General features: G+C 36.3%; 15 protein-coding genes. 13 read left to right on the top strand and 2 right to left on the bottom strand.

Going from position 1 to position 12,904, the window contains the following annotated elements; genetic code table 11:
* The first annotated feature begins 12 nt into the window (after window positions 1-12).
* From NYQ10_RS14665 to NYQ10_RS14605, 13 genes are all read left to right on the top strand, one after another.
* Entirely contained in the window at window positions 13-450 is a 438-nt protein-coding gene (locus NYQ10_RS14665) for a DUF2147 domain-containing protein (RefSeq protein WP_289877084.1), read from the top strand.
* Window positions 450-965: a hypothetical protein gene (locus NYQ10_RS14660; protein WP_289877083.1), complete on the top strand. Its 516-nt coding sequence runs from the start codon at window positions 450-452 to the stop codon at window positions 963-965. The genes NYQ10_RS14665 and NYQ10_RS14660 overlap by 1 nt, the downstream gene beginning before the upstream one ends.
* Window positions 966-1,007: 42 nt before the next feature.
* Complete coding sequence (locus NYQ10_RS14655) at window positions 1,008-1,916, top strand: helix-turn-helix domain-containing protein (RefSeq protein WP_289877082.1); 909 nt, start codon at window positions 1,008-1,010, stop codon at window positions 1,914-1,916.
* A gap of 589 nt (window positions 1,917-2,505) precedes the next feature.
* Window positions 2,506-2,838, top strand: coding sequence for an ArsR/SmtB family transcription factor (locus tag NYQ10_RS14650; RefSeq protein WP_281233733.1), 333 nt, complete (start codon window positions 2,506-2,508; stop codon window positions 2,836-2,838).
* Window positions 2,839-2,848: 10 nt separating this feature from the next.
* Complete coding sequence (locus tag NYQ10_RS14645; protein WP_281233734.1) at window positions 2,849-3,334, top strand: GNAT family N-acetyltransferase; 486 nt, start codon at window positions 2,849-2,851, stop codon at window positions 3,332-3,334.
* 33 nt (window positions 3,335-3,367) lie between these two features.
* Window positions 3,368-3,841: a DUF6428 family protein gene (locus tag NYQ10_RS14640; RefSeq protein WP_281233735.1), complete on the top strand. Its 474-nt coding sequence runs from the start codon at window positions 3,368-3,370 to the stop codon at window positions 3,839-3,841.
* A 44-nt stretch (window positions 3,842-3,885) separates the two neighbouring features.
* Window positions 3,886-4,500, top strand: coding sequence for a low molecular weight phosphatase family protein (locus tag NYQ10_RS14635; RefSeq protein WP_281233736.1), 615 nt, complete (start codon window positions 3,886-3,888; stop codon window positions 4,498-4,500).
* Between the two features lies 1 nt (window position 4,501).
* A complete protein-coding gene (arsB, locus tag NYQ10_RS14630; RefSeq protein ID WP_281233737.1) occupies window positions 4,502-5,581 on the top strand; it encodes an ACR3 family arsenite efflux transporter in 1,080 nt (359 codons plus the stop codon).
* 20 nt (window positions 5,582-5,601) lie between these two features.
* On the top strand, window positions 5,602-6,177 hold the full coding sequence (locus tag NYQ10_RS14625; RefSeq protein ID WP_281233738.1) for a Crp/Fnr family transcriptional regulator: 576 nt from the start codon (window positions 5,602-5,604) through the stop codon (window positions 6,175-6,177).
* 68 nt (window positions 6,178-6,245) lie between these two features.
* Complete coding sequence (locus tag NYQ10_RS14620) at window positions 6,246-6,809, top strand: hypothetical protein (RefSeq protein WP_281233739.1); 564 nt, start codon at window positions 6,246-6,248, stop codon at window positions 6,807-6,809.
* 33 nt (window positions 6,810-6,842) lie between these two features.
* Window positions 6,843-7,406: an RNA polymerase sigma factor SigZ gene (gene sigZ, locus NYQ10_RS14615; protein ID WP_281233740.1), complete on the top strand. Its 564-nt coding sequence runs from the start codon at window positions 6,843-6,845 to the stop codon at window positions 7,404-7,406.
* A gap of 474 nt (window positions 7,407-7,880) precedes the next feature.
* Entirely contained in the window at window positions 7,881-8,993 is a 1,113-nt protein-coding gene (locus tag NYQ10_RS14610; protein ID WP_289877081.1) for a hypothetical protein, read from the top strand.
* A complete protein-coding gene (locus NYQ10_RS14605) occupies window positions 8,971-9,183 on the top strand; it encodes a hypothetical protein (RefSeq protein ID WP_289877080.1) in 213 nt (70 codons plus the stop codon). The genes NYQ10_RS14610 and NYQ10_RS14605 overlap by 23 nt, the downstream gene beginning before the upstream one ends.
* 433 nt (window positions 9,184-9,616) lie before the next feature.
* Here NYQ10_RS14605 and NYQ10_RS14600 read toward each other — a convergent pair whose 3' ends face one another.
* Together NYQ10_RS14600 and NYQ10_RS14595 are read right to left on the bottom strand one after the other, a co-directional pair.
* Window positions 9,617-10,723, bottom strand: a complete 1,107-nt coding sequence (locus NYQ10_RS14600) for a PepSY-associated TM helix domain-containing protein (protein WP_289877079.1) — start codon at window positions 10,721-10,723, stop codon at window positions 9,617-9,619.
* A 21-nt stretch (window positions 10,724-10,744) separates the two neighbouring features.
* Window positions 10,745-12,877: a TonB-dependent siderophore receptor gene (locus tag NYQ10_RS14595; RefSeq protein ID WP_278021739.1), complete on the bottom strand. Its 2,133-nt coding sequence runs from the start codon at window positions 12,875-12,877 to the stop codon at window positions 10,745-10,747.
* Window positions 12,878-12,904 lie beyond the last annotated feature (27 nt).

Here is a 12,904-nt window from a genome sequence, read left to right as displayed (position 1 = left end):
AAAATAAAAACGATGAAGACAGCTAAAATTTTGTTTTTGATTTTATTGGCCGTGGCCTCTAAAATGCAGGCTCAAGTTAATGAGAAATCGATAGTCGGCGTGTGGGAATCTGATAAAAAGGATGTCCGAATGGAGTTTTTTAAAGATGGCGCTAATTATTCGGCCAAACTTTTATGGGGAAATCTTGTGGTTGAAAAAGATGGCATAACTTCTAAAAAAGACAGCAAAAACCCAGATGTAAGATTGAGAAGCAGAAACATTCTTGGCATAACCAGCTTAACAGGATTAGAATGGAACGGTAAAGAGTACACTAACGGGAAAATTTACGATCCTCCAAGCGGCGATACCTATACCTGCAAAGCATGGATTGAAGATGGCAAACTCAATTTAAGAGGCTATTTAGGAATATCCTTATTAGGAAAAACAGTAACTTGGCATAGATATAAATGATGAATTTTTACAATCATACTCTAAATTGGATCACAGGCGAATTATTTGAAGCCTATTTTATCACTAACTTTGGTATTATCACGATCATTGGAGGCATTTTATTTGGAAAATTTGGTTCTACCTTGAATGCCAAAGCATTAGTTATTCCTTTAATTGTAGTGGGAATAGTTTACACAGCAATTGGTTTCTCTATGATTGTTTCAAACAATAACCGATTAACATCCTATAAACAGGATTTTGAAAAAGACCATCATGCTTTTGTAAAAGCCGAAAAAAAACGTGTTGAAGATTTTCAAATCGGATATACAATATCAAAAATTGTGGCTGTTGTTTTTTTTCCTATTTCACTGCTGCTCTTTTGGTTCTCTAAAAATCCAGCTCTTCATGGATTAGGCCTTGGACTTGCCTTTTTTGCCTTAGCCGGATTAATGGTTGATTATTTTTCGCAGGAGAGAGCCAATGCATATTACGAAATGATAGTAGCAGAATTAAGCAATGCAAAAATTTTAAACTAAAGAGTTAAAGTAAATTAATAATTTGTTTTTGATCAAGAGAATATGAAACCGATAATCAATCTAAAAAGCATTTCCGACATAAATAAGTTTGTGCAGCAGGGCAATATCAATCATCCGCTGGTGGCTGTTATCGATTTTAGCAAAGTAGACGAATATGTCGAAGAAGGCACGCGCATCTGCTGTGATTTTTATTCGATAATGTTTAAAAATTATTGTGCAAACGGACTCCGATACGGCAAGCAGACATATGATTTTCAAGAAGGAAGCCTAATCTGCATCGCTCCCAAACAGACAATGACGATGGATAATGAAATTGAAAAAAGAGACGACATGATGGGATGGGGACTTTTTTTTCATCCAGACCTTATCCGCAATACTTCTCTGGGATTAAAAATGAAAGAATACACGTTTTTCTCCTATGAAACATCCGAAGCCTTACACCTTTCTGAAAAAGAAAAACAGATATTGCATGACTGTGTTGTAAAGATTCAAAACGAACTTCAGGAAAATATCGACAATCACAGCCAGACTTTAATCGTTTCTAATATTGAACTCCTGCTAAATTACTGTTCACGCTATTACGGCCGACAGTTTATAACCAGAAAGAATGCAAACCGCGATATTGTTGCTAAAGCAGAAAACATTATTAAGGAATACTTTAACAAAAGTGATTTAAAAAAGAACGGACTTCCAACAGTAAAAGATCTTGCAGATGCACTTCATTTATCTCCAAATTACTTAACAGATTTGCTAAAAAAAGAAACTGGAATGAATGCCCAAGATCATATTCATTATTTTCTCATGGAAGAAGCCAAAAGCATTTTAATGAATACCGATTCTTCTGTTGCAGAAATTGCCTATTCTCTCGGTTTTGAATACCCGCAGTATTTTAGCAAACTATTTAAAACTAAGACAGGAAAGACACCTAAGGAGTATAGAAGCCTAAATTGATTTTTTTCAACAACTCCATTTTAAAATTTATCATGGGTAAATTATGATAGAGATATTTTGGAAATTTGAATTTGCTTCTAACTATGCGTATTATTTAAAGGAAATAATCAAAATTTATAAAGGAAACTTTTATCACATTAAAAATTAATTGAACAATTGTTTTACCCCTACGATACATACAAACCGCTCAGAAATGAAAGAACAAGATAATAATCTCACAAATTCACTTGAAAATAGGCTAATTTCTTTAAATCATTCATAAAATGGTTTGTAAATTGTTCAGTAAGGGTCACTCTTAAAAAAACGTTAAATCTTTCGATTTAGCGTTTTTTTTATGCCTTTTACAAACCATTTAACGAGCTTTTACTTCAAAAAATAGATTATTTATAAATCCTGTCAAGTTAACCATTCAGGATTCAAACCACTCAAATACCTAGTAAACACAAAGACCAGAATAGCACCTTAACAATATTTTAAGAGATTTTTCAAATTAAATCACTCTCAAAGCAATTAAACAAATTAAAAATAACAACATAAATCATTGCTTATTCAATTTTATATCGTAATATTGCAATATAAATATAAAACGATGGGAGCAACAAAAACAGATCACTTTACAGAAAGCCAGAATGAGCTGGCTGTTTTAGCCAAGGCGCTGGGCCATCCTGCGCGTATTGCTATTATGGAATATTTATTAAAAGTGGATGCCTGCATCTGCGGAGATATTGTAAACGAACTTCCCCTTTCACAGCCGACAGTTTCACAGCATCTGAAAGAATTGAAAAATGCAGGACTGATTAAAGGAAGCATCGAAGGAAATTCTATCTGTTACTGCATCAATGAGCCTGGGCTGGAAAAGATAAAAGGCTTTTTTGAGCACATATCTGATCATTTAGCAAAAAAGAAAAACGAATGCTGTTAATCTAAGAGATATGGAAATCAGAAAACTATTAGTTGAAGACTGGAATCAAGTAAAATCAATCTATCAAAAAGGAATTGATACCGGCAACGCCACGTTCCAGACCAGCGCCCCTTCGTGGGAAGACTGGGATCAGTCTCATCTTGCATCTTGCCGAATTGTGATGGAAGAAAATAACAAAGTAATTGGATGGGCTGCCCTTACCCCTGTTTCTTCCCGCTGCGTTTACGCTGGAGTTGCAGAAGTGAGCGTATACGTGGATCCTGCAAATTCAGGAAAAGGAATTGGTCTTGCCCTTTTAAAGGAACTTGTAAAACAGAGTGAAACAGAAGGAATCTGGACGCTTCAGGCAGGGATCTTTCCTGAGAACACGGCAAGTCTCCGCATTCATGAAAAAGCAGGCTTCAGGATACTTGGAACAAGGGAGAAAATCGGAAAACAAAATGGTATCTGGAGAGATACTGCGCTTCTTGAAAGAAGAAGCAGTCTTATTAATTAATAAAAAATATAGTTTAACTAAATATAAAAAATTATGAAACTTTCAGAAATTAAAGAAGTGCTTAAAACAGTTGAGGCTGTAAATTTTGAACTGCCAGACGGCACATTTGTACCAGAATATTTTCATGTAACCGAAGTAGGTCTGGTTACCAAAAACTTCATCGACTGCGGAGGAACAGTAAGAAAAGAGACTGTCGTAAATTTCCAGCTTTGGGATGCCAACGACTACGAGCACAGGCTTAAACCTCAGAAACTGATTCATATCATTGAGCTTTCAGAAAAAGTATTGGGAATTGAAGATTATGAAATTGAGGTAGAATACCAGAACACAACCATCGGGAAATACGATTTGGACTTTAACGGTAAAAACTTCACTCTACTCAATAAACAGACAGCCTGTCTTGCTCAGGAACAGTGCGGTATTCCATCTGACAAACCTAAAGTAAAATTATCTCAGCTAAATGCGGACAATGCTAATTCATGCACTCCAGGCGGAGGATGCTGCTAATCATTAAAGAGATAATTAATAAACCTTTTACAGCCCACAAAACTATGTTATATCCGCAAATTGAGAATACCGTTAAATCATTTGATTTTAAGCAAATCTCCGAAGATCGCAAAGCAGTCCTGCAGCCATTAATCGACTTCATTCAGACTAAAGTTGACAATAATCTGGAAACCAGGTTAAATTTAATCTGTACTCATAATTCAAGAAGAAGCCATCTCTCGCAGGTATGGGCGCAGACAGCGGCTGCCTTTTATGATGTAAAAAATGTCTCATGCTATTCAGGAGGAACTGAGGCCACTGCTCTTTTCCCGATGGCTGCGGAGACTTTGAAGTATTCAGGATTCAACATCAAAACTCTTTCAGAGGGATCGAACCCTTTTTATTCCATAAAATATTCAGCTGACGAACTTCCTGTCATTGGTTTTTCCAAAACCTATGATGATGATTTCAATCCTGAAAGCGGATTCGCCGCAATAATGACCTGCTCACAGGCTGACGGCGGATGCCCTTTTATAGCAGGAGCAGAGAAAAGAATTCCGATCACTTTTGAAGATCCAAAAATTTCTGACGGAACGCCTCAGCAGAAGGAAACTTATCTGGAGCGCAGCCTGCAGATAGGAACTGAAATGTTTTACGTATTCTCGCAAATAAAAAAATAAAATGTCAGCAAATAACTGTGCGCCAGCCGTCAAACGCAAAAAACTAGGCTTCCTTGACCGCTTCTTGACCCTTTGGATTTTTCTTGCCATGGCAATAGGAGTGGCAATAGGATATTTTATTCCTTCCAGCGGAGATTTCATCAATTCTTTCTCCAGCGGAACAACAAACATTCCATTGGCAATAGGGCTTATCCTGATGATGTATCCGCCTCTGGCAAAAGTAAAATATGAGCAGATGGGACAGGTTTTCAAAAACACAAAAGTCTTGGGTGCCTCTTTATTCCTAAATTGGATTGTAGGCCCTGTCTTGATGTTTTTATTAGCATTGCTGTTTTTGAACGGATATCCTGAATACATGATTGGAGTGATCCTGATCGGTTTGGCTCGCTGTATCGCAATGGTTGTGGTATGGAACGATCTGGCAGACGGAAACCGCGAATATGCTGCAGGGCTTATTGCCCTGAACAGCATTTTTCAGGTGCTGCTTTATAGCGTATATGCATACATCTTTATAACCATCCTCCCTCCCTATTTTGGATATGACGGTTTTGAGGTGAACATCAGCATTGCTCAGATTGCCGAGAGCGTCGGTATCTATTTAGGTATTCCTTTTGCTCTTGGAATTATAAGCCGTTATGCTTTGATAGCTTTAAAAGGTTCTGAATGGTTTGAGAATAAGTACGTGCCATTCATCTCACCTATTACTCTTATTTCATTGCTCTTTACAATCATTGTAATGTTCAGCCTGAAAGGGGAACTTATTGTTCAGATCCCTATGGATGTTGTGCGCATTGCAATACCGCTTGTGATTTACTTTACTTTGATGTTTATCATCAGTTTCTTTATCGGCAAATATTTTGGGGCAGACTATTCAAAAGCCACATCTATTGCATTTACAGCAACAGGGAATAATTTTGAACTTGCCATTGCCGTGGCAATCGGAGTATTTGGAATAAACAGCGGACAAGCCTTCGCAGGTGTTATAGGTCCTCTGGTAGAAGTGCCTGCTCTTATAGCCTTGGTAAATCTTGCTTTCTGGTTTAGAAAAAAGTTCTATTCAAATCGTACTGACAGTTTGTAAGTTTTTAAAAATTCATAAGAATGGAAGGCTTTAAATTATTTTTGCGGAGTATTGCTGCAGTCAGCGACCAGGAATTTGAAAATTACGGTCAATATTTCAAAACACGCACTATAAGCAGAGGGAGTTATTTTGCAGAAATTGGCAAAACATCTCATGAGGCCGCTTTCATAAAGAAAGGACTGCTCAGGACCTATTACATAAATGAAAAATCCGAAGAAGTGACTTCCTGCTTCTGCGCTGAAAATAATCTCACGGCTTCATATAAGAGCTTTATTTCGCAGCAGCCTTCGGAACTTTCCATTCAGGCAGTGGAAGATACCCAGCTTATAACAATCAGTTACAATGACCTGCAGATTCTCTATCAGAAGAGTCCGCTATGGCAGAATATAGGAAGGACAATTGCCGAGCGGCAGTATATGGTTATGGAGCAGTATGCCAGTGTTTTGTGCAATGAAACCGCAAAGGAAAAATACATGCGCATGCTTAAGGAACAGCCTGCAGTTGTAAACAAGGCTTCAGTAAATGATATTGCAAGTTATCTTGGAATAACACGCAGGACACTCAGCAGGATAAGAAATGAGATAGCACAAAAATAGAGGACATTTGTCCTTCGTTTTAATTATGCTTCCCCATAGTTTTGCTTTTATAATCAATCAAAAATAAAATGGAAACAGCAATTATCATTTCATCCTTCTTTCTTGTCCTTTTTGCGGTCTTGGCCTTGTATGATGGCTTTTATCTGCATATTTTCAAATACCAGCTTCACAATCGGGAAGAAAGTAAAACCGAGCACATTACCCATACATTGAGAGCTGTTTTCTTTCCGGCAATCCTTTATTTTTTGTTCTTGAAACAGGATAATCATACTAGTTTTGTAATAGGCTTAACCATAGTTCTTTTGGATATAATGGTGCTCGGGTATGACGCTTTTATAGAGAAAGACAGCAGGCAGTTTATGGGAGGGCTTCCGCGCTGGGAATATATTGTCCATTTATTCGTAAATGGGTTTCATTTTGCGTCAATTGCGGTTTATCTCTCCATCAGGTTTACTTTTCAAAATGGGGAAATAATGATTTCCAATATCAATCAATCTCCGGGATTCTTTAATCTGTTAATTGTAAATCTACTGCCGGGAGCTATCCTAATGGCACTTCTTCATGTTTTCTTATGCATGCCAAAAACAGCCCTTATCTGGAATAATTTCAGAGGTAAAATCAATTGTTGCTAATCCCGCTTTCTGCATAAGCAGAACATAAAAACTATGAGTTTGGAAATAAATACTATTCACAATCAGTTTTATATCATTTTAGGCAAGTATATTAAGGCGCGCATAAATGATACCCACGATGCATCTGATGTTTTGCAGGAAGTTTTTATAAAGATAAACGAGAATTTAGGATCACTGACCGACGAAGGCAAACTAAAAAGCTGGATTTTCACAATCACAAGAAATTCCATTATTGACTATTACCGAAAAAATTCAAATCATAAAAAATCGGAGCTGACCGAATGTATGATGCAAAAAGTAATGCATGAAACAGATTTTGATACTTCGGAAAGTCTGGACTGCTGTTTAATAAAATTCATTGAGCGCCTGCCGGAAGACTATCGGGATATTATCATGGACAGCGAAATACATGGAATCAAACAGAAAGACTTAACAGAAAAATACAGCCTTGCCTATCCTTCCATACGGTCTCGCGTGCAAAGAGGCAGATCCAAATTAAAGGAAATGCTTCTGGATTGCTGCAGTATTGAATTAGACCGCCGTGGAAATGTTATGAATGTTACCTCTAAAAAATCATGCAGCGGAGGAAAATGCTGATATCACCGGATCATTTACGGAAGGTTCATATATAAAAATTCAGGCTGTTAGAAAAAAAATCAGCAAAGTCTGCATCATTTTTAGATTAGTACGTCTTAAGTAGTATTAATCATTAAAAATTAAAATTATGAAAAACAAAATGTACCTTACTCTTGCAGCATTGGTATTGTCAGCTGGAAGTATCTTCGCTTATGCAAACTTGTCAAAAACTGATGCGGAGAAAAATTGCACTGAAAAATGTTCAACCCATTGCTGCAAAGACGATTCGGCAACTTGTGCTCCGAAAGATTGCAAAAAGTAATTTTTTTTTGCAATTATCAATTAATTATAAGACAACTTTTTGAGTTGTCTTATTTTTTATATCAATTATTTAACAAAAAAATTATAAATAAGAATTATCAAACTTAATTATAGTATTGCAAATAGGCATACTATTGTTACTTTTATACACTAATTCTATAGGATATAAGAAGCATGATAATCAAAACACCTGCGAATAAAGGAATCTTATTGCCTTTTATTATTTTATCTGTATTTCAATTATGTGCACAGCAAAAAGACAGCTTATCCCAACAGTTCCTAATGAATATTGAAATCAGGCCAAGAGCCGAATACACTTCAAATTATATCCTTCCTCCTAACGACTCAATTGATCCTTACTTTTACATCACCCAGAGAAACAGAATTTCAATGCAATATGCTAGAGAAAAATGGCTTGTAAAATCGGATTTACAAGAAATTCATTTTTGGGATGAAAACAACAAAGCTTCCAAAGTTGGAAGCATTAATTTTTATCAGTTGTATTTTGAGACTAAGTTTAAATCCCTAAATATACGATTGGGAAGGCAGAGTGTTTTATTGGACAATGGCAGATTATTCTCCGATGCTCCCTGGGCACAGCAAGGGAGAGCTCATGAAGGAATTAGGATAATAAAATCCTCAAAATATTTCTCTAATGACTTTTTCTTTTTATTTACTCGAAAGTATGGAACTGAGTTTGAACCGACCTACTCACCTGTTGCATCGAATAAATATAAATATCTGTTGTTAAATAACCTCACCTACAATGACAATCATGGATTTTTATTTTCCTCATTGAATACTGTTGATTTTTTAGAAAATGCAAATTCTGGGAAATTATACAGCCGTGCAACAGCAGGCGGAAGAATAGAATATAAAACCAAACAATGGTATTATACCTTAAATTCATACTTGCAGTTTGGACGTAATGCAAAAGGCCAGAAATTATTCGCTTACTATTTCCAACCTGAGGTTAAGTTGTCTTTACTAAAATCTACTTGGCGTTTAGGCGCTGAAATAATAAGTGGCAGTAGTCCTCATATATCAGATGGCAGTTCCGGCGATTTTGATGTTTTATATGGCGTGACATGGAAGTTCAATGGAAATATGAATGTCTTCACCCGTTTTCCAACCGACGTTAACGGCAAAGGTTTAGTAAATCCCTATCTATTTACTGTAATTCCTTTAAATAGTAAACTATCGCTTCGTTCTGATTTTCACCTTTTTTATACTCAATATCCTCTTCTAAATAATTTGGACCAGAATGACAAAGTTTCTTGGATATGAATCTGATCTTTCTTTGAAATACATACCTGTCAAAGAACTAGAAATTAATTATGCCTTTTCTTTTTATAAATCAACAAACGCTATGGAATATCTGCCAAAAATACAAGATGAAAATAAACTTGCTATTTGGAGTTATTTAATGATTTCATATTCTTTTAATGCTGTCAATTTAAAGCATTATAAAAATTAATATATTTCAAAAGAATAAAATCTCTTTGTTTATGATTTTTGATGTTTAGAATTATATCAACAACAAATTTTGATGTGAATTTTCTAAAAATATTATTTTAGTTTTAATCACTCCAATTTATGTTTTTATGCAACGATGTTCCACCAAAAAAATATTTTAGAAAAAATAAAAATACATGACAATATTTAGCTTTTTTAACATTTAACCCTTACGATACATACAAACCTTTTCAAATCAAAAAATTAAAATAATTATCTTACAAATTCACTTGAAAATAGGCTAATTTCTTTAAATCATTCATAAAATGGTTTGTAAATTGTTCAGTAAGGGTCCCCCATTTTAAACTCATTTTAATGAGTTACAAAAAAACTTCTTAGCCCCAGAGCAGGACATAGATTTGAACGAGTTTTAAAATCACAAAACAGATATCTTATTATTTGTATTTTTTAGATATTTCTTTTCTGCCTTTTCTTCTCCAAAGAATAAATCCAGTAATAGAAAGTACTGCAGGACTGAATCCGGCAATTACATACAGAATTTTTATCCAAACACTATCATAATCCCCCCTGTGGAGCTGTTTCATCATCCAATAAAACCGGTCGGAAAATGATTTTTCTTCAATCCGTATTGTTTTAATCCAATTTCCATTATTACTGTCATAATAAACGTCACTGCCTTTCCCAAAATACAGCGGGTTTTGGGTATCAGAAAACTCACCGCTTACTATAATATCCGTTTTTTTATCAGCAGCTATTTTTACGGCAATTGGATTAAAATTCGGAATCTCCCGTGCCTGTTTTATCACCTGGTCAATATTTGCCCTTGTCCGATAATTCTGTTCTTTCTTAGAAATTAATTCCCATTCAGAAGGTAAAAAAAGACTTTTATTCATCCAGAAACCTGTAAAAAAAAGAATAAAATTAAGCAACAGGGTCCAGACACCAATAATCCTGTGCAGCGAAGAATAAAGGGTTCTGGAAGATTTACGATTTAACTTCTCTTTAAAAACAAGTACAGCAAATATCTTTTTGCGATAAATGATCACACCTGTAATTAAGTTTAAAATTAATGCAATGGCCGCAATGGCCGTTATAAGCCTGCCTGGTTTATCAATTAAAAGGGAATAATGCGCAGCATACAGCCAGCGGAAAAAAGGCGATTGTAAAGAGCTAAAACTGCCTTCTGCTACAATTTTTCCAGAATAAGGGTCTACCATACAGCAATAGAGATAATTATCGCTGACATTATCCTGATAATTAAAAATCATAAATTCATAGGTGTCGCAGCTATTTCTGGGAAAAGTCTGCAGCATGATCTGCCGCGCCTGGGGATACCTCTCAGAGACTTTATGATACATCTGGTTTAATGAAATGGTTTTACTGCCCTTTACACAGCAATGCATTGGCGGATTATTGAAATACTCAATCTCTTTTTTAAAAACCAATAAAGCGCCCGAAATTCCAAAAAACAGATACAGTACCCCGAAAAACAATCCGAGGCAGCTGTGCAGTTTAAATGAGGTCTTTGTAATTTTTTTCAATGGAAGTTCTGAATTACAGCATTACAATTTTAATTTCAAAGATAAAATCACCTGGCGAAGGGTTCCCGGAGTAACCATACCACGGCCGCCATACCAATAATGTTCGTTGAGCAGGTTATTGGCAGAAAGTGAAAATACATAACGGGTTTTCTCAAAACTCAGCACCGAGTTGATTACCGTATAAGGATTCGTATAAAAAGAGCCATTGATATTATTGATCATCAGATCTTTACCATAATGACTGCCGCCTATACCTAATGAAAAGCCATTTAAAGCTTTTGACTGCGGAGCGTAATTCACGTACCAGGTTCCGGAAAGTTTGGGACCGGCATCTACAGGCCTTAGCCCTTGAGTAAGTGCATCGGAAACAATAAGTTTACTGTCATTATAAGCAAAACCAGCATGCAAAAACAGTCCTTTCATCGGATTTGATTCTAAATCTGCTTCAAAACCTTTACTGCGCTGCTCGCCATCCTGCAGATAGGAAGCCGTATCATTTGGATTTTGTCTTACCGCATTGGTTAGATCAATATTATAATAGCTCAAAACGGCATCCAACAGGTTCTTTTTCAGGGAAACTTTAACTCCCGATTCCCACTGGTTTCCATAAACGGGCTGGAAATTGGTCATCTGCCCGTTTACCGACTGCGGTGCCTGCGGCTGAAAACCATTCATATAATTAGCAAATAATGCTATTCTTTCAGGGATAATCTGGTAATTGATTCCCAATTTCGGAGAAACAGCCGTTTGTGTGTAATCCCCGGTAGTTGTCGCTGTTAATAAATCCTCAGTCCCTTTGTTATTGATGTAATTGATTCGGGCACTAAGCATTACACTTAAATTCTCCAAAGGGTTGATAACGTCTGAAATATATAGGGAATAATGATCCTGAATTGCCTTATAATTCTCTCCATAGGGTTTTAAGGCCAATTGACCGGAAATGTATTCATTATTAAAATTAGCATTCTCAGGATCTGTCCCAGCAGCTGAAACTTTAGTAAAATTCATAGATTTACTGGCAATCCCATAGAGATAATGATAGTATTCAACCCCCGCAATCAGCCGGTTTTTCACACTGCCAATTTTGAAATTCCCCACAAAATCCTGCTGGATCTGCTGGCTGGTAATGTTTTCCGGATACATTCTGTACACTCTTCGCGTCACATTCTGGCTGTTATCATCTAATCTTAATCGGATGTAATCGCCCGGAGTTTTATTATTGACTGAAATTAAATTGGTTTCCGATTTCCAATTCTCTGAAAGCCTGTAAATGACTTTTCCGTAAATATTTACTGCCTTATTATTGAGTGTAAGTGAGTTGTCATTGAAAGAACGGTAATAATCCAAATGGAGTTCATCTGCTGATTTAGCAGTCCCCAAAGCCACCTGGTAAAGCGGATTGTTGGTAGCGGTTTTGTTTAAAATTTCGGCATCAAGCTGAATATTTAAATCATCGCTGATTTTATAAGAAATACTTGGAGCTAAAAAAAATGTTTTTGAAAAACCCTGGTCCTGAAAAGTATCATTGTAGTTATAAGCGCCGGTTAAACGGGCAAGAACCTTTCCATCTTTGTCAAGAGGTGTATTGATATCAAGAGTTGCACGTTGCAGATTGTAAGATCCGCCCATTACAGTAATGTCAGCAAAAGTGGTCTGTTGTGGTTTTAGGGTAACCCGATTAATTAGTCCTCCAAAAGTAATCATAGTTGCGCCGCCTCCGCCAAAAATTACAGCGCTTGGTCCTTTAATTACTTCTAACTGGGCGATGTTTGCCGGATCCATATCAGAGGCCACATAACCGTTTACGCCATTTCTGAAGCTCGATCGGGTACGAAATCCCCGGATGGAATAATAAGGTGAAATTCCTGCCCAGCTGGGCGCAACACCTGTGGCATTTTTGAGCATTTCGCCTTGAGTGAAAAAATTTCTGTTTTTAATAAGCTGCGGTGAGACCGAAGCGGTCACCTGAGGATTTTCCAGGTTCTTGAGTGGCAATTTAGAAGCCAGTTCACTGGAAACATCTTTGGACTTTCTGACTCCTTCAATAATCACCTCGTCCATTAAGGTATATTTGCCCGATATGCTGTCTTTTTTTTGCGCATAGATTTGTAGTGAAGCCGTCAAAGCTGCCGCAAAAAATAGTACTTTTTTCATTTTGTAATTTTTATATAATTTTAATTT

The sequence above is a fragment of the Flavobacterium johnsoniae genome (assembly GCF_030388325.1).
Taxonomy (GTDB): Bacteria; Bacteroidota; Bacteroidia; order Flavobacteriales; family Flavobacteriaceae; genus Flavobacterium; species Flavobacterium johnsoniae_C.
Note: the sequence above shows the minus strand (reverse complement) of the source record. Positions and strands in the feature narration are given on the sequence as shown.

Coding starts and splice junctions, on each gene's coding strand:
- NYQ10_RS14665 (WP_289877084.1), top strand. CDS start 13: ATGAAGACAGCTAAAATTTTGTTTTTGATTTTATTGGCCGTGGCCTCT.
- NYQ10_RS14660 (WP_289877083.1), top strand. CDS start 450: ATGAATTTTTACAATCATACTCTAAATTGGATCACAGGCGAATTATTT.
- NYQ10_RS14655 (WP_289877082.1), top strand. CDS start 1,008: ATGAAACCGATAATCAATCTAAAAAGCATTTCCGACATAAATAAGTTT.
- NYQ10_RS14650 (WP_281233733.1), top strand. CDS start 2,506: ATGGGAGCAACAAAAACAGATCACTTTACAGAAAGCCAGAATGAGCTG.
- NYQ10_RS14645 (WP_281233734.1), top strand. CDS start 2,849: ATGGAAATCAGAAAACTATTAGTTGAAGACTGGAATCAAGTAAAATCA.
- NYQ10_RS14640 (WP_281233735.1), top strand. CDS start 3,368: ATGAAACTTTCAGAAATTAAAGAAGTGCTTAAAACAGTTGAGGCTGTA.
- NYQ10_RS14635 (WP_281233736.1), top strand. CDS start 3,886: ATGTTATATCCGCAAATTGAGAATACCGTTAAATCATTTGATTTTAAG.
- arsB (WP_281233737.1), top strand. CDS start 4,502: ATGTCAGCAAATAACTGTGCGCCAGCCGTCAAACGCAAAAAACTAGGC.
- NYQ10_RS14625 (WP_281233738.1), top strand. CDS start 5,602: ATGGAAGGCTTTAAATTATTTTTGCGGAGTATTGCTGCAGTCAGCGAC.
- NYQ10_RS14620 (WP_281233739.1), top strand. CDS start 6,246: ATGGAAACAGCAATTATCATTTCATCCTTCTTTCTTGTCCTTTTTGCG.
- sigZ (WP_281233740.1), top strand. CDS start 6,843: ATGAGTTTGGAAATAAATACTATTCACAATCAGTTTTATATCATTTTA.
- NYQ10_RS14610 (WP_289877081.1), top strand. CDS start 7,881: ATGATAATCAAAACACCTGCGAATAAAGGAATCTTATTGCCTTTTATT.
- NYQ10_RS14605 (WP_289877080.1), top strand. CDS start 8,971: ATGACAAAGTTTCTTGGATATGAATCTGATCTTTCTTTGAAATACATA.
- NYQ10_RS14595 (WP_278021739.1), bottom strand. CDS start 12,877: ATGAAAAAAGTACTATTTTTTGCGGCAGCTTTGACGGCTTCACTACAA.